This window comes from Actinoallomurus sp. NPDC052274 (assembly GCF_040679475.1).
Lineage (GTDB): Bacteria > Actinomycetota > Actinomycetes > Streptosporangiales > Streptosporangiaceae > Actinoallomurus > Actinoallomurus liliacearum.
The window spans coordinates 21,416-42,014 of record NZ_JBFAUT010000070.1 but is presented as its reverse complement, the minus strand read 5'-3'; the positions used below and the strand labels follow the sequence as shown (position 1 = coordinate 42,014).

At 71.4% G+C, this 20,599-nt stretch carries 23 protein-coding genes and 3 tRNA genes; 18 read left to right on the top strand and 8 right to left on the bottom strand.

Annotated elements, in window-relative coordinates; genetic code table 11:
- The coding region (locus AB0K82_RS38370) for a hypothetical protein (RefSeq protein WP_364406755.1) at positions 1–289 on the top strand (289 nt) is incomplete at its 5' end.
- Positions 290–631: 342 nt separating this feature from the next.
- Positions 632–1,108 (top strand): pentapeptide repeat-containing protein, encoded by a 477-nt coding sequence (locus AB0K82_RS38365; RefSeq protein WP_364406752.1) that lies wholly within the window; start codon positions 632–634, stop codon positions 1,106–1,108.
- Between the two features lie 520 nt (positions 1,109–1,628).
- Here AB0K82_RS38365 and AB0K82_RS38360 read toward each other — a convergent pair.
- Entirely contained in the window at positions 1,629–2,615 is a 987-nt protein-coding gene (locus AB0K82_RS38360) for an alpha/beta hydrolase (protein WP_364406750.1), read from the bottom strand.
- A 232-nt stretch (positions 2,616–2,847) separates the two neighbouring features.
- A complete protein-coding gene (locus tag AB0K82_RS38355; RefSeq protein ID WP_364406748.1) occupies positions 2,848–3,210 on the bottom strand; it encodes an STAS domain-containing protein in 363 nt (120 codons plus the stop codon).
- Between the two features lie 119 nt (positions 3,211–3,329).
- Here AB0K82_RS38355 and AB0K82_RS38350 point away from each other — a divergent pair, with 119 nt between their 5' ends.
- Positions 3,330–3,683: a winged helix-turn-helix domain-containing protein gene (locus AB0K82_RS38350; protein ID WP_364406746.1), complete on the top strand. Its 354-nt coding sequence runs from the start codon at positions 3,330–3,332 to the stop codon at positions 3,681–3,683.
- Entirely contained in the window at positions 3,680–4,138 is a 459-nt protein-coding gene (locus AB0K82_RS38345; protein ID WP_364406743.1) for a response regulator, read from the top strand. The genes AB0K82_RS38350 and AB0K82_RS38345 overlap by 4 nt, the downstream gene beginning before the upstream one ends.
- A 106-nt stretch (positions 4,139–4,244) precedes the next feature.
- Here the strand turns inward: AB0K82_RS38345 and AB0K82_RS38340 are convergent, their stop codons facing one another.
- On the bottom strand, positions 4,245–6,692 hold the full coding sequence (locus AB0K82_RS38340; RefSeq protein WP_364406740.1) for an ATP-binding domain-containing protein: 2,448 nt from the start codon (positions 6,690–6,692) through the stop codon (positions 4,245–4,247).
- A 365-nt stretch (positions 6,693–7,057) separates the two neighbouring features.
- Here AB0K82_RS38340 and AB0K82_RS38335 point away from each other — a divergent pair, with 365 nt between their 5' ends.
- Positions 7,058–7,531, top strand: a complete 474-nt coding sequence (locus AB0K82_RS38335; protein WP_364406738.1) for a hypothetical protein — start codon at positions 7,058–7,060, stop codon at positions 7,529–7,531.
- Between the two features lie 47 nt (positions 7,532–7,578).
- Here the strand turns inward: AB0K82_RS38335 and AB0K82_RS38330 are convergent, their stop codons facing one another.
- Positions 7,579–8,490, bottom strand: coding sequence for an amidohydrolase family protein (locus AB0K82_RS38330; protein ID WP_364406736.1), 912 nt, complete (start codon positions 8,488–8,490; stop codon positions 7,579–7,581).
- Positions 8,491–8,638: 148 nt separating this feature from the next.
- Here AB0K82_RS38330 and AB0K82_RS38325 point away from each other — a divergent pair, with 148 nt between their 5' ends.
- The 8 genes from AB0K82_RS38325 to AB0K82_RS38290 all read left to right on the top strand — a co-directional run bounded on the left by AB0K82_RS38325 (position 8,639) and on the right by AB0K82_RS38290 (position 13,419).
- Positions 8,639–9,766 (top strand): acyl-CoA dehydrogenase family protein, encoded by a 1,128-nt coding sequence (locus tag AB0K82_RS38325; protein WP_364406733.1) that lies wholly within the window; start codon positions 8,639–8,641, stop codon positions 9,764–9,766.
- A 30-nt stretch (positions 9,767–9,796) separates the two neighbouring features.
- On the top strand, positions 9,797–10,426 hold the full coding sequence (locus AB0K82_RS38320; protein ID WP_364406730.1) for a LysE family translocator: 630 nt from the start codon (positions 9,797–9,799) through the stop codon (positions 10,424–10,426).
- 349 nt (positions 10,427–10,775) lie between these two features.
- Positions 10,776–10,848 (top strand) — tRNA-Thr (locus AB0K82_RS38315).
- A 102-nt stretch (positions 10,849–10,950) separates the two neighbouring features.
- Positions 10,951–11,027 (top strand) — tRNA-Met (locus AB0K82_RS38310).
- A gap of 73 nt (positions 11,028–11,100) precedes the next feature.
- Positions 11,101–11,265: a 50S ribosomal protein L33 gene (rpmG, locus tag AB0K82_RS38305; protein WP_252780260.1), complete on the top strand. Its 165-nt coding sequence runs from the start codon at positions 11,101–11,103 to the stop codon at positions 11,263–11,265.
- Between the two features lie 149 nt (positions 11,266–11,414).
- A complete protein-coding gene (locus AB0K82_RS38300; protein WP_364406727.1) occupies positions 11,415–11,852 on the top strand; it encodes a MaoC family dehydratase N-terminal domain-containing protein in 438 nt (145 codons plus the stop codon).
- Positions 11,853–11,854: 2 nt separating this feature from the next.
- The gene (locus tag AB0K82_RS38295) at positions 11,855–12,280 is read left to right on the top strand and encodes a MaoC family dehydratase (protein ID WP_364406724.1); all 426 of its coding nucleotides are present in this window, start codon (positions 11,855–11,857) and stop codon (positions 12,278–12,280) included.
- A complete protein-coding gene (locus tag AB0K82_RS38290) occupies positions 12,280–13,419 on the top strand; it encodes a UDP-N-acetylmuramate dehydrogenase (protein WP_364406722.1) in 1,140 nt (379 codons plus the stop codon). Before AB0K82_RS38295 ends, AB0K82_RS38290 begins: the two co-directional genes overlap by 1 nt.
- A 171-nt stretch (positions 13,420–13,590) precedes the next feature.
- Here the strand turns inward: AB0K82_RS38290 and AB0K82_RS38285 are convergent, their stop codons facing one another.
- From AB0K82_RS38285 to AB0K82_RS38275, 3 genes are read right to left on the bottom strand one after another with little or no spacing between them, the layout of a single operon-like run.
- Positions 13,591–13,965, bottom strand: a complete 375-nt coding sequence (locus AB0K82_RS38285) for an SDR family NAD(P)-dependent oxidoreductase (RefSeq protein WP_364406761.1) — start codon at positions 13,963–13,965, stop codon at positions 13,591–13,593.
- On the bottom strand, positions 13,962–14,882 hold the full coding sequence (locus AB0K82_RS38280) for a GNAT family N-acetyltransferase (RefSeq protein ID WP_364406720.1): 921 nt from the start codon (positions 14,880–14,882) through the stop codon (positions 13,962–13,964). The genes AB0K82_RS38285 and AB0K82_RS38280 overlap by 4 nt, the downstream gene beginning before the upstream one ends.
- Positions 14,883–14,891: 9 nt before the next feature.
- Positions 14,892–15,947, bottom strand: a complete 1,056-nt coding sequence (locus AB0K82_RS38275; RefSeq protein WP_364406717.1) for an adenosine deaminase — start codon at positions 15,945–15,947, stop codon at positions 14,892–14,894.
- A 161-nt stretch (positions 15,948–16,108) separates the two neighbouring features.
- Here AB0K82_RS38275 and AB0K82_RS38270 point away from each other — a divergent pair, with 161 nt between their 5' ends.
- From AB0K82_RS38270 to AB0K82_RS38260, 3 genes are all read left to right on the top strand, one after another.
- Positions 16,109–17,101 (top strand): hypothetical protein, encoded by a 993-nt coding sequence (locus AB0K82_RS38270; protein ID WP_364406714.1) that lies wholly within the window; start codon positions 16,109–16,111, stop codon positions 17,099–17,101.
- 81 nt (positions 17,102–17,182) lie between these two features.
- Positions 17,183–17,698, top strand: coding sequence for a SigE family RNA polymerase sigma factor (locus tag AB0K82_RS38265; protein WP_364406712.1), 516 nt, complete (start codon positions 17,183–17,185; stop codon positions 17,696–17,698).
- 3 nt (positions 17,699–17,701) lie between these two features.
- Positions 17,702–18,454: a hypothetical protein gene (locus tag AB0K82_RS38260; protein WP_364406710.1), complete on the top strand. Its 753-nt coding sequence runs from the start codon at positions 17,702–17,704 to the stop codon at positions 18,452–18,454.
- 293 nt (positions 18,455–18,747) lie between these two features.
- Here the strand turns inward: AB0K82_RS38260 and AB0K82_RS38255 are convergent, their stop codons facing one another.
- Positions 18,748–19,950, bottom strand: coding sequence for a pyridoxal phosphate-dependent aminotransferase (locus tag AB0K82_RS38255; RefSeq protein WP_364406707.1), 1,203 nt, complete (start codon positions 19,948–19,950; stop codon positions 18,748–18,750).
- 188 nt (positions 19,951–20,138) lie between these two features.
- On the opposite strand from AB0K82_RS38255, the gene AB0K82_RS38250 reads away from it, so the two are divergent.
- Both AB0K82_RS38250 and secE read left to right on the top strand, forming a co-directional pair.
- A tRNA-Trp gene (locus tag AB0K82_RS38250) sits at positions 20,139–20,212 on the top strand.
- Between the two features lie 101 nt (positions 20,213–20,313).
- The gene (gene secE / locus AB0K82_RS38245) at positions 20,314–20,556 is read left to right on the top strand and encodes a preprotein translocase subunit SecE (RefSeq protein ID WP_364406704.1); all 243 of its coding nucleotides are present in this window, start codon (positions 20,314–20,316) and stop codon (positions 20,554–20,556) included.
- The last annotated feature ends 43 nt before the right edge of the window (positions 20,557–20,599 follow it).

Here is a 20,599-nt window from a genome sequence, read left to right as displayed (position 1 = left end):
ACGGGATGTTCCGGATAATCGCCGCATGGCACGCCCGGCCCCGAAACCGATGCCACCCGTCGAGGAGCTGGAACACGCGCTCGTGGAGGCGGTCGTCGTCGAAGGCCGCTGGCGAGTGCGGTTCACTGAGGACACCCGGCACGTCACCCCGTACGACGGCGAAGGCTTTGGCGCGACGATCGAGGAAGCTCTACGTGCGGCGATCGGCGACGCGCATGCACACCTCTTCGAACCAGGCACCGACCCACAGAACATCTTCACGGAGATGTTCGGCGCCGAGTACGGATAGAAGCCTGCTTGACCATGGACGGCACCCGTTTCAAGATCCGGAACATACGCGGGATGCGCCGACGACAGGATTCACAGGACGTCATGGGTCTTGGCGCTACTCCCCCGCCGACCTGCGCGGAAGCCGCGGCGGTTCCCTGGATTCGGGGGTCTGATGCGAGCGCATCGGTCCGTGGTGCTCGCCTGCGCGAACGGCGGGACGTGGTGACAGACCCCATCGTGCGGGTGAGTGCCACGGCTCGCGGGGTCTGGGGGCGGCGGAGCCCCAGAGGTGCGCTCGATCCGCCGATTGCGCCGGTTAATGGGATAGCGGCCGCTTAGACCCGCTGACACGATAGCGAGCATGACTTACGGGGTGACCCCGAAGCAGATGTTGGGACGGCTTCCATATTTCGCAGCCGTAGACCGGCAGGTCTTCGATGGCCGGGATCTCGCGTCGGTACGGACACAGCAACTGAGGTTCGCCCGCTGCTCGTTCGTCGGTGCCGACCTTCGCCACGCGACCCTCGATGGGTGCTTCTTCAAGATGTGCGACTTCCGGGGCGCCAACCTCCGAGGGGCGTCATTGAGGGGCGCGAGACTTGCCGGCTGTGATCTTCGCGACGCTGATCTGCGTGACGCCGACCTCACCGGAGGTCTCCTCGGGAACGTCAACACCGGTAGCCACCCCTATGGCCTGACCGACGTCACCGGCGCGAATTTCGCCAATGCCCGTCTTCACGATCTCGAGGTTGACCGGGTCATCGGGTGGCGAACGCCGCACGCCCGTAGGGCGTGCCGGAGCGGGCGGCCTGCGGCGGCGCTTGCGCCACCGCGTTGATCCAATACAGCGAGATTCGGTAAAGAACAGGGCTCGCGTCGCGTCAGAAGGCGGGAGTGACGGGCTCGCCGTGTTCGAGGTAGCGGCTGCTGCCGTCTTGCCGGGCGGCGGTGCCGTAGATGATGGACCAGGCTGATCACTGCCCGATAGCGGCGGGTTCGTCACCCTGGTCGGGCCGAGCCGGCAGCCGGGGCGGCTCCGGGCCGCCACCCACGGCGTACCGAATGCTCGGCGACCGCAGCCCAGGACGGGGAAAAGCTCGCATGTCAGCATCTTGGGTTGGGCCTTTGCCGTGCATTCGGTACGCCCCCCGCACGACCACCCCGAGGAGATAGCGGACGATCTCCACAGATCACACATTCAGGTCGCTCGTCCTCGCCCGGCAGCCCGGGTTGGAGGTGGTCCACCTCGCGGAACGCGAGGATCCTCGCGTTTCCGGACTCACCTGGGGCTGCAACGATGCGTCGTGTGACCTGGTGGGCCGCCCGTGCAGCGGGGTGGCGCGGCGTTGTGGGCGAGGCTAGGCGGGCAGGGCGGTGAGCCAGTCGGTGAGGATCTCGTTGACCTCCGTACGGCGCTCCTGCTGGATCCAGTGGCCGCAGCCGTCGAGGAGGTGCGAGGAGACCAGGCCGGGCAGGGTGGCGGGGTACGCCTCGATGGCGTCGGCCATCCAGGTGGTGGAGGCGTCCAGCGCGCCGCCGATGAACAGGGACGGCTGGGTGATGGGGGCGCCGTCGAGGTCGACGAGGTCCTCCCAGTCCCGGTCCATGTTCCGGTAGCGGTTGAGCGCCCCGCTCAGGCCGGTCCGCTCGAACTCCGCGGCGTACACGTCGAGGTCGGCCTCGCCGAGCCAGGCGGGTAGCCGGCCGGCGGGGAACCGGTCGCGCAGCGTCCCGCCCGGGGAGACGAAGTGCGGGTCCGGGGCGCCGGCGGGCGGCATGGTGTCCGCGGACAGCGCGGCGTAGAAGCCGGCGAGCCACCCGCGGACGTCCGGTTCGATCTCGGCCTCGGCCCGGCCGGGCTCCTGGAAGTAGCGGACGTAGAACTCCTCGTCCCCGCCCATTCGCGCGAAGATCTCGCTCGGGCGTGGTCCGCCGCGCGGGGCGTACGGCACGCTCAGCAGGCCGACCGCGCGGAAGACGTCAGGCCTCAGGAGGGCGGAGTCGGCGGCGATGGTCGCGCCCCAGTCGTGGCCCACGATCACCGCCGTCCGCTCTCCCAGAGCGCGCACCACGGCGACGTTGTCCTCGACCAGTTCCAGCATCCGGTACGCGGCCACGTCCTCGGGCTTGGAGGAGCGGCCGTAGCCCCGTACGTCGACGGCGACGGCCCGGTAGCCGGCCGCGGCCAGCGCCGGCAACTGGTGGCGCCAGGAGTACCACGTCTCGGGGAACCCGTGGACGAGCAGCACCAGCGGCCCGGAGCCCTGTTCCACCAGGTGGATGCGGCCGGCGGGTGTTGGGACGAGACGGTGCGTGAGGTCGGTGACCGGTACGGACTGCGGCATTGGTTCCCCCAGGGTTTTCGATCCTCGCGGAGTAAGTGCGTCGACCTGGATCATCCAGCGACCGGCGCGGCTGCCGCGCGTTCTGTTGCCGGTTCGGCAAATCGCCCGAACCGCTCGCGTACGGACGGGAGCCGGCGCGTACGGGATGATCGGCACGCACAGGATGGGGATCGGCGCGTACGGGATGGGGGATCGAAGAGGGGGCCGGTGACGGTTCGCGGCGTACGTGCGGCTAGACCGTCGTCTCCGATCCGGCGATCCCGGTCAGTCGCAGGATCCGGTGGACGCGGGGGTGCGGTTCGCCGGTCAGTCGGACGGAGCCGCCCAGGGCCTCGGCGTACGCGGCGGCCTTCCGTATGACGGCCAGGCCGGAGCAGTCGATGAAGGTCAGGGCGCTGATGTCGAGGACCACCTGAGCGCGGCCGTCGTCGAGGTGGGTGAACAGGGCCGTGCGCAGCCGGTCGGCGTTGGTCGCGTCGATCTCACCGGTCAGGACGACGTTCACCTGATCACCCACGACGCTGATGGTGATCACGACGGTGGTGCCGATCGGGTTCCCGGCCGGCGTCGGCCGAGGGGCAGGCTGGGCCAGCACCTTTCGAGCGTCTACCCGCCCGTAGCAAGGGTCAAGTCTTCATGAAATAATATTCGGTAAACGTGAGTCAGGAGTTAGGGTCGGTCGTCGCGTGGCGCGCGACCGGAAGAGGAGGCCAGGTGGCGCGACGCGGCGGTACGGTCGATGAGAAGCCCTGGACCTTCTTGACCAACCACGCCCGGGTGTTGATCGTGATCGCCCGCAACCCGCATACGCGGCTACGCGACATCGCCGACACGATCGGCATCACCGAACGCGCCGCCCAGACGATCGTGAACGATCTCGAAGGGGCCGAGTACATCACCCGCACCAAGGTCGGGCGCCGGAATCACTACAGCGTCGATCCCACCCGTCCGTTCCGGCACCCCGCGGATGCCGACCATCGCGTCGAAGGACTGCTCACCCTGTTCAGCGACCACGACGACGACAAGCAGAGTGCGAACGAGTCCGACGCGCAGGCGGTGACGGAGTGAGCGCCGCGCAGCGGCCGGTCTCCATTCTCATCGTCGAGGACGACCCGGGCGACCAGATCCTCATCCAGGAGGCCTTCGCCGAGCATGACGCCGACGCTCCGGCGCGGCTCATCCTGCTGGAGGACGGGCAGCAGGCCCTCGACTTCCTCTACCGGCGCGGCCCGTACGCCGACGCGCCCCGCCCGGACCTGGTGCTCCTGGACCTGAACCTGCCGAAGTACAACGGGCGGGCGGTGCTGGAACAGGTCAAGTCCGATCCGGAGCTGCGGTCGATCCCGGTCGTCATCTTCACCACGTCCGCGAACATCGACGACATCAGCGCCATCTACCTGCTGCACGCCAACGCCTACGTGACGAAACCCGTCGACCTCGACGCCTTCACCGCCGCCCTGCGCAACATCAAGGGTTTCTTCGTCCACACGGCCCGCCTGCCCGGTTCCCGGTACGCCGCCTGAGGCCACCGACGCCGGCCGGCCGAGCACCGAGCCCGGATCCCCGCGAAGGCGGTGGGTCCGGGCTCGGGGCGCTCAGCGGGCGCAGGCCTGCTCGGGCGGATCGGCGTCAGGCCCGGTCGGCGCCGATCTCGGGCACCGACGGTCCGGCCAGCTCGGCGGGGGGCGGGCCCGGGTGCAGGATGCCGAGCCGCTGCGTGGCGCGGGTCAGGGCGACGTACAGGTCGTTCCGGCCGCGCGGGGAGGCGGCCAGGATCGCGGCCGGGTCGGCGATCAGGACCGAGTCGAACTCCAGGCCCTTGGCCTGGCGCACGGTCAGCATGACCACCCGGCGCTCCAGGTCGGGATCGGCGCCGTAGGCCAGGTCGGGAACGGCGGCGGTGACGGCGGCGGCGAGTTCGGCGAGCCGGGTGTCGGGGACGATGACGGCGAGGCGGCCGTCCTCCGCCGACGCCGCCTCGCGCGCGGTCACCTCGGCCAGGAGCTTCGGGAGGTCGGCAGGGGCGGCGGCCAGGCGCCAGGGCGACCGTCCCGTCTCGCGTACCGAGCGGGGCGGCCGCAGGCCGGGGTCGAGCGCGGCGAGCAGGTCGGCGGCGACGGCCATGATCTCGGCCGGGGTGCGGTAGTTGACGGTCAGCTGCGCGAGCCGCCACCGGTCGCCGACGTGCGGCCGGAGCACCCGCTCCCACGAGGACGTGCCGGCGGCGTCACCGGTCTGGGCCACGTCGCCGACGATCGTCATGGAGCGGCTCGGGCAGCGCCGCATGAGCAGCCGCCAGGCCATCGCCGACAGCTCCTGCGCCTCGTCCACGATCACGTGCCCGAACGTCCAGGTCCGGTCGGCGGCGGCCCGTTCGGCCACCGTCCGGTGGGTCACGACCTCGTGCCGCTCGGCGAGCTCCTCCTCCCCGAGCAGGTCGGCGGCGGTGAGGATCTCGGCCTCCTCACCCTCTTCCAGGTCGGTGGACCGCGAGCCGATCGCGATGTCGAGCACGCCCTGCGCGTACGCGATCTGCTCCCGGCGTTCGGCCGCCGCCCGTGATTCGGCCTTCGCCTGCGCGGCGGCCGCCCGGTCGTCCTCGCCCAGCAGCTCGGCCGCCTCGTCCAGCAGGGGCACGTCCGCCGGGGACCAGCCGCCGCCGGGCGCCCGCAGCAGCAGGCCCCGCTCCTCCTCGGTGAGGCCGGGCGCGGCCGACGCGAGCCGCCGCGGATCGGCGAACAGGTCCTCCAGCAACCGCTGCGGTGTCAGGCTGGGCCACAGCTCGGCGAGGGCGGCCCGTACGTCCGCGCTGGCGGCGAGCTCCCCGCGAAGGTCGGCCAGGTCGGACTCGTCGAGCAGTGACCGTGCCTCCTCGGGGGAGTCGAGCAGGTCCTCGGGGTACCCGGCCGCGAGCAGGGCCCGTACGTCCGCGCCGCCGAGCACGCCCTGCCCGTCGCCGCCGTCGAGGGGCCGCCCGTCGTCGTCGAGTACGACGGCCTCGATCCGCTCGGCGGCCTGCCGGGTGAGCAGGTCGAGGATCTCGCGGACGAAGATCCGCCGCGCCTGGTTGTGCGGCACCGGACCGCTGAGCGCGACCGCCGCGGCACGCCGGTAGTCCTCCTCCTCGAGCCGTAGGGCCTCGCCGCCGTACGGGATCTCCACCGGGCCGCAGGGCGGGGCCTGCCGGTCCCGTACGGCGGCGGCCACCACCTCGACCATCAGCTCCCTGCCCTTGACCTCGGCGACCGCGGGCGGCTCGGCGCGCCGGGCCTCGATGCCGGGGAACAGCCCGCCGACCGTGGACAGCAGCACGTTCGTCTCACCGAGACCGGGCAGCACCTGGCCGATGTACCGCAGGAAGGTCGCGTTCGGGCCCACGACCAGGACGCCGCGCCCGGCCAGGCGCCGGTGGGTGTAGAGGAGGTACGCGGCGCGGTGCAGCGCGACGGCGGTCTTCCCCGTGCCCGGCCCGCCCTGCACGACCAGCACGCCCCGGTGGTCGGAGCGGATGATCTCGTCCTGTTCGGCCTGCAGGGTCTCGACGATGTCCCGCATCCGGCCGGTGCGTCCGGCGTTGACCGCCGCCAGCAGCGCGGCCTCCCCGATCAGCCCCTCCTCGCCGGCGGTGTCCAGCGCCTCGCTGTCCAGGATCTCGTCGTCCAGGTCCACCACCCTGCGGTGGCGCGTGGTGATGTGACGGCGGCGGCGTACGCCCTCCGGCGCGGCGGCCGTGGCCACGTAGAACGGGCGCGCGGCCGGCGCGCGCCAGTCGACCAGCAGCGGATCGGCGTCCTCGTCGGAGTCGTCGAGGATGCCGATCCGGCCGATGTAGTGGCGTCCGCCGGCGCGCAGGTCGAGCCGGCCGAAGCACAGGCCGTTCTCGGCCGCGTCCAACCTCGCCACCCGCTCGGTGTACCGGGCGAACGCGGACTCCCGCTCGACGCGCGCCTGCCGGGTCCCGTCGTTCTCCCGGAGCACGCCGGTCAGCCGCCCGGAAGCCTGTTCGCGCAGCTCGTCGACCCGCTGATAGAGCATCGCGACGTATTCCTGCTCGAGCTCGAGCTCGCTGGTGGACAATTGTCCCCCTCTGCTGATATAATTGTTATAAGAACTGCGAAGAGCGCCGAAATAATAAAAGTCGGCAACCAGCGTAGTTCTTTTTTCATTTCCGGGAAACCGCTCCGGACCGGTACGCGGAGGGGATCTTCGACCCGGCATCCACACTGCCTCGTCGGCTCGGCGAACAACAGTCTTGTTCTTCCGCCGACACGTCACTCTCCACACTCGACGTTCAAGGCCGTCGGCAACACCGGGGCGGCCGAAGAGCGGATCGCCGCGGTGACGACCTGGCAGGACGCCTCCTACTTCACCGAGGCCGAGGCCGAGGCCGAAGGCGGTGGATTCCGACTGCGGTGGCCGGGGCGAACGGGTTGAATTCCACCATGACCACACAGCGTCCGGGCGCGCTGATGTCCGCGCATGAGGGACTCGTCGAAGCACCGATCGACCAGGTGCGCGGCGCGGTCCTCGCCGTGCCGACCGGACGGCTCAGGGGGGCGGAGGCGCCGCTCGTCATCGGCTCGACGGGCGACCGGTACGTGACGGTCTCCGGCGGCCCGAGCACGTTCACCGCCACCGTGGCGGGGGTTCCGCTCACGATCGAGGTCGATCGCGACGCCGGCTGGGTGCAGGCGCGCGGCCAGTGGTGGTGGTGCGGCCGGTTCCAGGTGGCGGAGCACGCGGAGGGGACGCTGGTGACGCAGCAGACCTTCAACTGCGCGACCGGGCCGGTCGCCCGGCTCGTACCGCTGACGGTCGGCCGCGGGCACCGGGCGAACGGCCGGGGCGCGTTGCTGCGGGTCCTGGATGAGCTGGCCGACCGCCTGCACTGCGCCACGAGGCCGCTGTCCGACTGATTGGGAAGAGTCCTCGAACAGCCGCGCGGTCAGCGGACGCACGCCGCTCAGCGCGCGAACAGCCGCGCGGCGTTGTCGTGGCAGACGGCCCGCAGCCATTCGTCGCCGAGATCGAGCCGCGTCAGCGCCGCGAGCTGGTGGGCGTAGGAGTACGGGATGTTCGGGAAGTCGGTGCCCAGCAGGACGCGATCCCCGAGGTCGGCCAGGCGGGGCGTCAGCTCGGCGGGCCATGGGTGCATGTCCTCGGCGAAGTCGGTGAACGTCATCGTCGTGTCGAGCCGAAGGCCCGGATGGCGGTCGGCGAGGTCGAGGAACTCCGCGTACTCCGGCATGCCCAGGTGCGCCACGATCGGGATCATGCCGGGATGGCGGGCGAGGACCTCGGCGAAGATCGCCGGACCCGTGTGCGGGCCCGGCTCCGGCCCGGACCCGCAGTGCACGACGACCGGCGTGCGCGACTCGGCCAACAGGCCCCAGACCGGGTCCAGGAGCGGATCGCGGGGATCGTACGCCCCGACCTGGACGTGCGCCTTGAACACCCTGGCGCCGTCCTCGATCGCCGCGGCGACGTACGCGCCGGCCTCCGGCTCGGGAAAGAAGGTGGCCGTGCGCAGGCAGTCGGGCGTGCGCGCGGCGAAGTCGGCCGCCCAGCCGCCCCGCCACTGGGCCATCCCGGGACGGTGCGGGTAGAGCATCGCGGTGAACCGCCGCACCCCGAACCCTCGCAGCAGGCGCAGCCGCCGCTCCTCCTCGTGGCGGTACCGGATCTCCCAGGGAGGGCGGCCGTCCGTCTCGGCGAACCGGTCGAAGTACGCCCAGACCTTGGTCAGGACGTTGGCCGGCATGAAGTGGGTGTGCACGTCGATGAGGCCGGGGAGGCCGAGGGACCGCCAGAACGCCGGGATCTCCGCGTCGTCCGCCGGGGGCCGTACGGTGCGTTGATCGCCGGGGGAGGACATGGTCCGCATCATCCCAGGGCGCGGAATCCGGTCGGTCACCACATCCCGGTGTGGGCGCTCACAGAGAGTCAGAGCCGACGGCGATCGGTCTGGTGCGCCCGATTACAGTGGTCCCGGACAAGAATCCGATTCGGTTATCGGAGGACGCGTGGACGCCCAGGACTTCGCAGACGTGCTCGACGCCGTACGGACCTTCGTCCGCGAGCGGGTGATCCCGCGCGAGGACGAGATCGAGACCACGGACCGCATCCCGGAGGACCTCCGGCAGGCCGCGGGCGACATGGGCCTGTTCGGCTACGCGCTGCCGGAGACGTACGGCGGGCTCGGCCTGTCGATGAGCGAGGAGGTGCGCCTCGCGTTCGAGCTCGGGTACGCCAGCCCGGCGTTCCGGTCGATGTTCGGCACCAGCAACGGCATCGCGGGGCAGGTCCTCGTCAAGGCCGGGACCGACGAGCAGCGGGACCGCTGGCTGCCGCGGCTGGCCGCCGGGCAGGCCGTCGGGGCGTTCGCGCTGACCGAGGCGGAGGCGGGCTCGGACCCCAGCGCGCTGACGACGAAGGCCGTACGCGACGGCGACCACTACCGGATCGACGGGGCGAAGCGTTTCATCACCAACGCGCCCGAGGCCGACGTGTTCATGGTCTTCGCCCGGACCGGGGGCGAGGGGGCGCGGGGGATCTCGACGTTCATCGTGGAGGCGGGCACGCCCGGCCTCACCGTCGGGCCGTCCGACGAGAAGATGGGCCAGCGCGGCGCGCACACCGCCGAGGTCAACCTGGACGGCGTACGGGTCCCGGCGACGGCGATGGTCGGCGAGGAGGGCACCGGGTTCCGCACCGCGATGGCCTCGCTCGCGCACGGCCGGCTGCACATCGCGGCGGTGTGCGTCGGCGTGGCGCGGCGCCTCCTCGACGAGACGGTCGCGTACGCCAGGGAGCGGCGCCAGGGCGGCCGGGCGATCGGGGAGTACCAGCTCATCCAGGGACTGATCGCCGACTCGCAGACCGAGCTCTACGCGGGCCGCGCGATGGTGCTGGAGGCGGCGAGGGCGTACGACGCGGGGGAGGACCGCAAGCTCGGCCCCTCCTGCGCGAAGTACTTCTGCTCGGAGATGGCCGGCCGCGTCGCCGACCGCGCCGTCCAGATCTTCGGCGGCATGGGTTACATGCGCGGTGTCGTCGTCGAGCGGCTCTACCGCGACGTGCGCCTGTTCCGGATCTACGAAGGGACGAGCCAGATCCAGCAGGTCGTCATCGCCCGCCACCTGCTCCGCTGACGCGGCGGGCGTGCCGCCAGAATGAGCACCATGCCCGATATAACGACCTATGGGGTTTTCATCGCGACGGCCGTCGGGTTCCTCCTCGTCCCCGGTCCGGCGATCCTCTACACGATCGCCAGGAGCGTGGACCAGGGACGCGCGGCCGGCCTGGCGTCCGCCGCCGGCCTGTCCACCGGTGACGTGATCCAGGTCGCGGCGGCGACGTTCGGCCTGTCGGCGATCGTCGCCGCCTCCGCCACCGCGTTCACGACGGTGAAGTACCTCGGGGCGGCGTACCTGATCTACCTCGGCGTCCGGCGCGTCCTCAGCCGGGACACGGCGGTGGAACGGCCCGACGGCCGCGCCCCGCTGTCCCGGATCTACGGGCAGGGCGTGCTGGTCAACGCCCTCAACCCGAAGAACGCCCTGTTCTTCCTCGCCTTCCTGCCGCAGTTCGTCAGCGCCGACGCCCCCGCCTGGCCGCAGGTGCTCCTGCTCGGCATGACGTTCGTCGTATGCGGCGCCGGCGTGCGCGTGATCTACTCCCTGGCGTCGAACGCCGTCGCGCGCCGCCTGCCGCGCGGCCGGGCCGGAGGGCGCGCCTCGCGGTACGTCTCCGGCGGGCTCTACATCGCGCTCGGCGTCGCCGCGGCGGCGACCGGGCCCGCTCGGCGCTGAGCGCCCAGCGTGCGCACGGCGACCGCGCCGGCGCGCGTGCGGAGGCCTGAGAGCGCGCGAGCCCGCCTGTCAGGATCAAGGGACATCCCTTCTGGGCGGACGCCGACGTACGGGGTCCGGAGCGACATGGGACCCGGCCGGGAACCTGTGGACCTTGATCACGTTGGGGCCGGGATCGCCGCCGTGACCGGGCTCTCAGGGACAGGTCAGGGTCGGCTCAGAGGCAGGTCAGGGGCGGTCGCGAGCGCTCCGCGGGGGACCCGGACGGCGGGCGGTGAGCGGGGGCGGCGAATCGATTTCGTGTCGGAGCCGCGCAGCGTGTATGGTTACGGAGCGCGGAAGGGCGCACGCCCCCTTAGCTCAGTCGGCAGAGCGTCTCCATGGTAAGGAGAAGGTCTACGGTTCGATTCCGTAAGGGGGCTCTAGCAGCCGATATCCCGGTCCGCCGCAGTGGGCCGGGGTTTCGTCTGTTCGGGCACGCTCGGAGGATCCGGTATTCTTTTCTCCGGTCGTCCCGACCACGCGGCGGAGTAGCTCAGTCAGGCAGAGCAAGCGGCTCATAATCGCTGTGTCGCCGGTTCAAGTCCGGCCTCCGCTACCACCTCACCGCCTCCCCTCTCGCAGGGGAGCGGTAGGTCGCTGTCCAGTGTCCCTCACCAGAAAGGCACTCCCTCGTGGCTGCCACCGACGTACGGCCAAAGATCACGCTGGCCTGCCAGGAGTGCAAGCACCGCAACTACATCACGCGGAAGAACCGGCGTAACGACCCGGACCGCCTCGAGCTGAAGAAGTACTGCCCGAACTGCCGCAAGCACCAGGCGCACCGCGAGACCCGCTGACGCGGGAGCGGGCTCGCCGGTCGGCGTTCCCTGACGTTCGCAGCCCGTCCCGGCCTGGTCGCCGGGGCGGGCTGAAGCGCGTCTGTTAACGTCGCAGCATCGATCACCTGGCGCGGACGCGGGTACTCCCCGGGGAAGGGACGGATTGAATGGCGCTCAACCGCGATTTCATCGGGCGGGCGTTCCCGCCGTCGGAGCCGTACGAGGTCACCCGGCTGAAGATCCGGGAGTTCGCGGACGCCATCGGCGACCTGAACCCGATCTACCGTGACCCGGAGGCGGCCAAGACCGCCGGGCACCCCGACGTGATCGCGCCGCCGACCTTCCCCATCGCCATCTCGATCATGGGCTCGTCCCTGACCGACCCCGAGCTCGGCCTCAACTACGCGATGGTCGTCCACGGCGAGCAGCGGTTCGAGTACCACCGGCCGCTGCACGCGGGCGACGTCGTCACGGCGGAGTCGACGATCGCCGGCATCCGCTCCATCGGGCGCAACGAGCGCCTCGACCTGCAGACCGTCATCAAGACGGTCGACGGCGAGCACGTGTGCACGGCCCACAACGTCATCATCGAGCGAGGTGCCTGACCATGACCGCCACGGTGAAGTACGACGAGGTCGAGGTCGGCCAGGAGCTCCCCGCCCGGACCTACCCGGTGCGGCGCCTCGACCTGGTGAAGTACGCCGGCGCCTCCGGTGACTTCAACCCGATCCACTGGGACGAGCCGTTCGCCAGGTCCGTCGGCCTGCCCGACGTGATCGCGCACGGCATGTTCACGATGGCGCAGGGCGGCCGGTACGTCACCGACTGGGCCGGCGACCCGGGCGCGGTCGTGGACTACGGCGTGCGGTTCTCCTCGATGGTCGTCGTGCCGCACGACGACGGCACCGAGATCGAGATCAGCGGTGTGATCGAGGACAAGCTCGACGACAACCGGGTCGTGGTCGCGCTGACCGCCCGGTCGGGCGGCCAGAAGGTCCTCACCCGCGCCAAGGCCACGGTCCGCCTCGCCTGATGGCGGTCCGCTGCGAGCAGGTCCGCCTCGCGGGCTACACGACACTGCGGCTGGGCGGCCCGGCACGCTGCTTCGTCGAGGCCACGACGGACGATGAGCTCATCGACGCCGTCGGCCGCGCCGACCGGGAGGGCGAGCCGGTGCTCGTCCTCGGCGGCGGCAGCAACCTCGTCGTCGCCGACGAGGGCTTCGCCGGCACCGTCGTGCACGTCGCCACGCGCGGCGTCACCACGGGGCCCGGCGAGTCCCGCGACGCGGGGCGTGGCGTGACCACGGGTCCGGGCGGCTCCCGCGCCGCCGGGCCGGCCGCGTCCCGCGACGGCCGCGTGCTCGTACGCGCCCGCGCGGGCGAGGAGTGGGACCCGTTCGTCGCCCGGTGCGTCGAGGAGGGGCTGTCCGGGGTCGAGTGCCTGTCCGGCATCCCCGGCCTGCTCGGCGCCACCCCCATCCAGAACGTCGGCGCGTACGGCCAGGACGTCAGCGAGACGATCGTCGAGGTCCGCGCGTACGACCGCGAACGCGGCGAGGTCGTCGTCCTCGACCGCGACGCCTGCCGGTTCGGGTACCGCGGCAGCGCCTTCAAGGGCGCCCACCGGCACGTCGTGCTGGAGGTGACGTTCGCCCTCGAACACGACGACCTGTCCGCCCCGATCCGGTACGCCGAACTGGCCCGGACGCTCGGGGTCGACCCCGGTGAACGAGTGCCGCTCCGGGACGCCCGCGAGGCCGTCCTCGGTCTGCGCCGGGGCAAGGGCATGGTCCTCGACCCCGCCGACCCCGACACGCGAAGCGCCGGATCGTTCTTCACCAACCCGATCCTGGACCCGGACCAGGTCACCGACCTGGAGAAGCGCGTCGCCGACCGGCTTGGCGCAGGCGCCGTGTTCCCCCGTTACCCGGAGCCGGACGGCCGTACGAAGACCTCGGCCGCGTGGCTGATCGACAAGGCCGGCTTCACCAAGGGGTACGGCCGGGGTCCGGTCCGGATCTCGACCAAGCACACCCTCGCGCTGACCAACGCCGACGGCGGACGCACCGAGGACCTTCTCGCCCTGGCGCGCGAGGTCCGCGACGGCGTCCGCGCCGCCTTCGGCGTCACGCTGGTCAACGAACCGGTCTTCGTCGGCGTCGCCCTCTGACCCGGATCGACTGCTCTCCGCCGGTCGAGGCCGAACGGCCCCCTAACTCGTCATGACGACGCCGTCCCGTCCCGCTGGGCTTGGTCGAGGGCTTTCACCTGCCGGAAAACCGTGCCGAACGCCGGTACGGTCCACACTGTCCTACGGGCCGTGCCGGCCGTTCCCGCGTGCTTACCAGGGCAGTTCACCGCTTTCGTCCTGGAAGGTTCCTGTCGGACCGTCCGCGCCGAGAGTCGCCAGACGGACGACCGTTCTGGCGCTCTCCTCCGGTGACCTTCCGATTCCGAAGGCCGCGGTCATGTCGGTGGCGGTGGTGCCGGGCTCGAGCGCATTGAACTTGATGCCCGGCTGGGACTTGGCGTACTGGATCGTCAGCATGGTTGCCGCCGACTTGGACGCGGAGTAGAGCGCAAGCGGCAGGTGGAACTCCGGCCGGTCGGGGTTGTTCACTGCCCAGAATGACCCGGCGCTGCTCGAAACGGTGACCACGCGTCCGCGCCGCCGACGCCGTCGTCCGTCGACGACGCCCGGCGTTCGCCCGGTCAGGGGAACAGGACGTGGACGACGTCGTCGATGCGCGTGCCGCCGGGGCGGTCGAAGCGGGACCGCTGAACGCTCTCGCGGACGAACCCGGCCTTCTCCAGCACCCGCTGCGACGCCACATTGTCCGTCATCGTCCCGGCCACGAGCCGCCGCACGCCGATCTCGAACGCCCAGGCGCTGACCAGCCGTACGGCGCGGGTCGCGACGCCCTTGCCGCGGAACTCCGGCAGCATGCTGTAGCCGACCATCGCCTGCCGGCTCCACGCCTCGTTGTAGAGGCCGATGTCCCCGGCGAACGCGTCGCCGACCCGGATCACGAAGTCCGCGCGGTTGCCCGCCAGCCACTCGCTCGCCGCGCGCTCGCAGCGCCGTACGACGTCGGTGCGTGGCCGCTCCTGCGTGTAGACGGACCGGTGGCGGACGTCGGGCAGGTTCATCAGGGCCCACAGGTCGTCCGCGTCGGCGGGGCCGAGCGGGCGCAGGCTCACCTCGCCGTCGCGCAGTTCCCCGTCCCGCAGGTCCGGCAGCGGTCGCGGGGCCGACCCGGCAGGGTCGCCCGGCAGCCAGGCCCAGACGACCTCGTCCGGCCGGCCGCCGCCGTTCGGGCCGCTGCCCCGGCGCACGGACTCGCGCGTGAACCCGGCGTTCAGCGCGACGCGCTGGGACACCGTGTCGACGACGTCGGTGATCATCTCCAGCCGCCCGTCGGCCTGCTCGGTCAGCGTCCGCAGGGCCTTGCTCGCCACGCCGCGGCGGCGCTCCTCGGGGATCACCCAGACGCTCACCTCCCGGACGCCGGGCCGGGCCTCGATCAGGCTCAGTCCGCCGGCCAGCCGGTCACCGTCGAGGACGGCGTGCGTGACGGGGAGGTACGGGGCCAGCCGTGCGGCCTCTTCGGCAGTCGCGGTACGGAGGATCACGGTGTCCGATCATTCCATTTCGTCCGCCGCCGTGCGGGCCGTTCCGGGCCGAGTCCCGAGCCAGGCGTCCACGCCGTCGAGGAGCCGTTTCTGGGTCTCCGCGGGCGCGGCCGAACCCCGGATCGAGGAGCGCGCCAGCTCGGCCAGCTCATCGTCGGTGAACCCGTGGTCCCGGCGGGCCAGCTCGTACTGAACGGCCAGCCGCGACCCGAACAGCAACGGGTCATCGGCGCCCAGCGCGATCGGCACCCCCGCCTCGAACAGGCGCCGTAGCGGCACGTCGCCGGCCGCGCCGTAGACGCCGAGGCCGACGTTGGACGACGGGCACACCTCGAGGGTGACGCCGCGGGCCGCGACGGTGTCCATGAGGGCCGGATCCTCGACCACGCGCACGCCGTGCCCGATCCGGTCGGCGCCCAGCCCGTCGAGGCAGGCCCGTACGCTCGCCGGCCCGAGGAGCTCGCCGCCGTGCGGCACGGAGAGCAGCCCGGCACGCTTGGCGATGGCGAACGCCCGGTCGAAGTCGTACGCCCGGCCGCGCCGCTCGTCGTTGGACAGCCCGAAGCCGACGACCCCGCGTCCGGCGTACTGGGCGGCGAGCCGCGCCAGCGTGCGGGCGTCGAGGGGATGCCGGGTGCGGTTGGCGGCGACGATCACGCCGATGCCGACCCCGGTGGCCGCGGCGGCCTCCCGCGTCGCGTCCATCACCAGGTCGGTGAAGGCCGTCACGCCGCCGAACCGGCCGGCGTACCCGCTCGGGTCCACCTGGATCTCCAGCCAGCCGGAGCCCTCCGCGGCCTCGTCCTCGGCCGCCTCGCGCAGCAGCCGTCGTACGTCGTCCTCGTCGCGCAGCACCGAACGGGCGATGTCGTACAGGCGCTGGAACCGGAACCAGCCGCGTTCGTCCGTGGCACGCAGCCGGGGAGGCCACTCCTCGACGAGGGCGTCGGGCAGGTGCACGCGGTGCTTGTCGGCGAGCTGGACGAGCGTGCTGTGCCGCATCGAGCCGGTGAAGTGGACGTGCAGATGGGCTTTGGGCAGGGCGGTGATGGAACGGGCCTCCATGCACCGATCTTGCCGTATGCGCTGCTCGGGCCCGCGGCGACCTCCCCCGAACGGCATGGATGCACGGCCGCGGAAAAAAGTTCGAGAAGCCGTGCAACCCCCCTTGGGACCCACGCGTATATGAGGGGCGCGAGAGTCAAAAAGCGCTGAAAGGGATGAATGTGATCGTCAACCTGAAGCTGGCTGCACTGGCCACCGGCGCCGCGGGCGCCATCGCCGCCGGCGGCGTCGCCTACGCGGCCGCGGGGAGCAGCTCGCCGGCGCCGTCCGCCAAGCCGGTGGCGGACACCGCGCAGAAGGTCGTCAAGCAGGCCGAGGCCGCGGCCCCCACCGCCGCGCCGACCTGCGTGACCGTCCCCCAGACCAAGCTGCCGAAGGGCAAGCTGCCGAAGGGCGACGTGCCCAAGGCCGAGCTGCCCAAGGACAAGCTCCCCAAGGCCGAGCTGCCGAAGACGGGCGAGAAGCCGAACCTGCCGCTGCCCGCGGACAAGGCCGAGGCCCCGGCGACCGTGCCCACCGGCAAGGTGAAGGCCCCCGAGGGTCTGCCGACCGACAAGGCGAAGGTCCCGGCCGCCAAGCTCCCGGACGCCAAGGTTCCGGACGCCAAGCTCCCGAACGGCAAGGTTCCGGCCACCCTGCCGACCTGCGCGCCCGGCTCGACCCAGGTCACCCAGAGCACGCCGAAGTCCGACACCCCCGTGGCGAAGCCGGGTCTGCCGAAGGTCGGCGTTCCCGAGGCCAAGCTGCCGTCCTGCGACTCGGTCCCGGCCGTGATCAAGACCACGCACTCCAAGGCGAAGGACATCACGCTGCCCACCGGCCTGAGCCTCGCCACCACCCACACCCACACGGTCACCGTCCAGAGCGGCAAGATCTGCGCCGTCACGCAGAAGTTCGCGGCCGCGGGCGGCAAGTACCTCACGGTGGAGCGGCTGAACGTCCCGCCGCAGGTCACGGCCAAGGAGCTGGCGGCGGACCTGAAGCTGCCCGAGGGCAACCTGGTCTCGGCCGAGGGCACCCAGACGTGGCAGAGCCCGCTGAGCACCGGCATGCTGTGGATCTCGGACAAGGGTTACGCGATCTACCTGACCGGCAGCCCCGCCTACTCGGCTCAGCTCCCGGCGATCGCCACGCAGCTGCGGCAGCTGCACTGAGGCTCGGCGCGGGTGGCCCCGCGCGGTGGGCCACCCGCGACCGATTCACAGGAATAACGGGCCTACGACGGACGGAGTGCCTTGGCGCGTCGAGATGACGAGTCATTCGTCGAGTTCGTGGCGCAGCGTGGAACGGCGCTGCTTCGGACCGCCCAACTGCTGTGCGGGGCGCGGACGGATGCGGAGGATCTGCTGCAGACGGCCCTGGAGAAGGCATATCGGCACTGGGGCAGGATGAGACCCGACGCCGATCCAGAGCCGTATGTCCGGAAGATCCTGGTCAACCTGTCCGTCAGCCGGGCCAGACGATGGCGGGTGCTGCGGGAGGTCCAGATGGCCGCCCCGCCGGAGACGCCGACGGCGTCCGAGGCGGGCACCGTCGAGCTGCGCGGTGTGCTCATCGAGGAGCTGAGGCGCCTCGGCCCGCGCCAGCGGGCCGTGCTGGTCCTGCGGTACTGGGAGGACATGTCCGAGGCGGAGACGGCCGCCATGCTCGGCTGCTCGGTCGGCACCGTCAAGAGTCAGGCCGCGCGAGGTCTCGCCCGTCTCCGCGAACGAATGGGAAAGTCCGCACAGGCGGCGGCGTCAAGGGGGTGAACCATGGATCTGGAGGACGAGCTCCGGCAGGCCATGGCGGAGCATGTCACGGGGGTGTCCGCGCCCGGCACGCTGGCGCATGAGGCGAAGCGCCGCCATCAGCGGACGGTACGACGGCGGGCGACCGTCGCGGTGGCGGCGGCCGGGGTCGTGGTCGCCATCGCGGTGATCCCGACCTATCAGGCGATCCGCCCGCAACCCGTCAGCGCTCCGGGACCCGAGGGGCGGCACCACGGGACGACAGGTGGGACGACGACCGCCGGGTCCGCCGTGCCGTCGCCGTCGGCGGCGCGGAGCAGCGGCTCCACGGCCCCGTCCGCCGACCCGTCCGCCACGACCCGCCCGGGGGCGCGGCCGTCGCGGCATCCGAGCAACGGCACGCACGGCACCGTGCCGGACCTCGGCAGGGCGCTGCTGGCCTACCTCCCCGCGGGCATCGACCCGCACGACACCTGCCACACCGGGAGCACCGGCGCCCGCCGCACCACGACCTGCCGCTGGACCGGCCCGGCGGGCTGGATCGAGGTACGACTCGTGCGCGACGACACGCTCAAGGGACCCGGCGACATGGGGTTCACTCCGGCCGCGGCGCAACACGCCGAGGTGCACGGCCATACCGCCCTGCGCGCCGCCGCGAGCGCGACGTTCGGCCAGGTCATGTGGATCGAGCGGTCGGGGCTCGGCGTCTGGGTCGGGGTCGGCCCGACGCTCGGCACCCACCTCATGCGGGTCGCCGAGGGCGTCCGCGTCGACTGAGCCCCGCCGACCTGTCCGCCGCGCGCCGACCGAGCCCGACCGGAGACCGGTCGGCTGGGGAGACCGGTCGGCTGGGGAGACCGACCGGCAGACCGGGGGCCGGTCGGGTGAGGGGATGAAGCCGGGGGCCGATCGAGTCGGGGGCGATCGAGCCGGCCGGGGTCGACTCGGCCCGCCCCGAGTCGACCCCGACCGGCGCTGCGGCACGGCCCCTCGCAGCGGCGGTCAGAGCCATACCGGAGACGCCCCACGAGCACCGTGGCACTCGTGGGGCGTCGTGGTGTCCGCAGGGGTCAGTGGGCCTCGGACAGCAGCTTGGCCACGCGGCCGACGCCTTCGGCCAGGTCCTCGTCGCCGAGCGCGTAGGACAGGCGGAAGTAGCCCGGCGTGCCGAACGCCTCGCCGGGGACGAGGGCCACCTCGGCCTCCTCGAGGATCAGGGCGGCCAGTTCGACGGAGGTCTGCGGGCGCTTGCCGCGGATCTCCTTGCCCAGCAGCTCCTTGACCGACGGGTAGGCGTAGAAGGCGCCCTTCGGCTCGGGGCACAGGACGCCGGGGATGTCGTTCAGCATCCGCACCATCGTCTTGCGGCGCCGGTCGAACGCCGTGCGCATCTCCGCGACGGCGGACAGGTCACCGGACACCGCGGCGAGCGCCGCGGCCTGTGAGACATTGGCCACATTCGAGGTCGCGTGCGACTGAAGGTTCGTCGCGGCCTTCACGACGTCCTGCGGGCCGATCAGCCAGCCCACGCGCCAGCCGGTCATCGCGTACGTCTTGGCCACCCCGTTGAGCACGAGGGTGCGGTCGGCCAGCTCCGGCACGACCACCGGCATCGAGGAGAACTCCGCGTCGCCGTAGACCAGGTGCTCGTAGATCTCGTCGGTGACGACCCACAGGCCGTGCTCGGCGGCCCAGCGGCCGATCTCGGCGACCTGCTCGCGGGTGTACACCGCGCCGGTCGGGTTGGACGGGGAGACGAACAGCAGCACCTTGGTCCGGTCGGTGCGCGCCTGCTCGAGCTGGTCCACGCTCACCAGGTAGCCGGTGGTCTCGTCGGCGACCACGTCGACCGGTACGCCGCCCGCCAGCTTGATCGATTCGGGGTAGGTCGTCCAGTACGGGGTCGGCACCAGGACCTCGTCGCCCGGGTCGAGCAGCGCGGCGAACGCCTCGTACACCGCCTGCTTGCCGCCGTTGGTGATGAGCACCTGCGACGCCTCGACCTCGTAGCCGGAGTCGCGCCTGGTCTTCTCCGCGACAGCGGCCTTGAGCTCGGGCAGCCCACCGGCCGGCGTGTACTTGTGGAACCGCGGGTTGTGGCACGCCTCGACGGCGGCCTCCACGATGTAGTCCGGAGTCGGGAAGTCGGGCTCGCCGGCGCCGAATCCGATCACCGGACGCCCCGCGGCCTTCAGCGCCTTGGCCTTGGCATCGACGGCGAGCGTCGCGGACTCGGAGATCGCGGCGATCCGAGCGGAGATTCGAGAGCTCATACCGCCTATCGTCGCAGACGGCGCGGCAGGTCTCAGCCCGATATCCCCCTTACGGAGACGGGGCTTCAGAGGGGCGCGGCGGACCTGATCGGCGTTTGGTTCGACGCGGGGGCGGTTTGAGACGTAGACTGCGTGACCTAGTGGCGTCCTGCATGGTTCACGCGTGCCATGATGTGGCGACACTGCGAAGGGCAGTAGCTCAATTGGCCAGAGTCCCGGTCTCCAAAACCGGTGGTTGGGGGTTCGAGTCCCTCCTGCCCTGCGGAATACGGTTCGTGCACGGCGTACGTGCGCGGGCGTACTTAAGCGCACGCCCACACCGGAAGTTCGCGACACAACCGACGAGGGGATGCGTCGACACCAATGGCGACCGAGACGCGCGGCGAGACCGCGACCAAGGACAACGGCAAGTCCGTCAAGAAACGGACCTCGCCGGTCCTGTTCTACCGCCAGGTGGTCGCTGAGCTTCGCAAGGTCATCTGGCCTACGCGCAACGAGCTCATCACCTACACGACCGTGTCGCTGGTCTTCGTGATCATCGTCGTGGCGATCGTGTTCGGTCTCGACAACGCCTTCTCCTGGGTTGTGCTGAAGCTCTTCGGCTGATCGCGTGCCGGATTCCATCAGCAACCCACACCGAGAGAAAGAG

What these genes read in the sequence shown, in the direction of transcription:
- AB0K82_RS38365 (WP_364406752.1), top strand. Translation starts at nt 632, where the DNA reads ATGACTTACGGGGTGACCCCGAAGCAGATGTTGGGACGGCTTCCATAT.
- AB0K82_RS38360 (WP_364406750.1), bottom strand. Translation starts at nt 2,615, where the DNA reads ATGCCGCAGTCCGTACCGGTCACCGACCTCACGCACCGTCTCGTCCCA.
- AB0K82_RS38335 (WP_364406738.1), top strand. Translation starts at nt 7,058, where the DNA reads ATGACCACACAGCGTCCGGGCGCGCTGATGTCCGCGCATGAGGGACTC.
- AB0K82_RS38330 (WP_364406736.1), bottom strand. Translation starts at nt 8,490, where the DNA reads ATGTCCTCCCCCGGCGATCAACGCACCGTACGGCCCCCGGCGGACGAC.
- AB0K82_RS38320 (WP_364406730.1), top strand. Translation starts at nt 9,797, where the DNA reads ATGCCCGATATAACGACCTATGGGGTTTTCATCGCGACGGCCGTCGGG.
- AB0K82_RS38300 (WP_364406727.1), top strand. Translation starts at nt 11,415, where the DNA reads ATGGCGCTCAACCGCGATTTCATCGGGCGGGCGTTCCCGCCGTCGGAG.
- AB0K82_RS38295 (WP_364406724.1), top strand. Translation starts at nt 11,855, where the DNA reads ATGACCGCCACGGTGAAGTACGACGAGGTCGAGGTCGGCCAGGAGCTC.
- AB0K82_RS38290 (WP_364406722.1), top strand. Translation starts at nt 12,280, where the DNA reads ATGGCGGTCCGCTGCGAGCAGGTCCGCCTCGCGGGCTACACGACACTG.
- AB0K82_RS38275 (WP_364406717.1), bottom strand. Translation starts at nt 15,947, where the DNA reads ATGGAGGCCCGTTCCATCACCGCCCTGCCCAAAGCCCATCTGCACGTC.
- AB0K82_RS38260 (WP_364406710.1), top strand. Translation starts at nt 17,702, where the DNA reads ATGGATCTGGAGGACGAGCTCCGGCAGGCCATGGCGGAGCATGTCACG.
- AB0K82_RS38255 (WP_364406707.1), bottom strand. Translation starts at nt 19,950, where the DNA reads ATGAGCTCTCGAATCTCCGCTCGGATCGCCGCGATCTCCGAGTCCGCG.
- secE (WP_364406704.1), top strand. Translation starts at nt 20,314, where the DNA reads ATGGCGACCGAGACGCGCGGCGAGACCGCGACCAAGGACAACGGCAAG.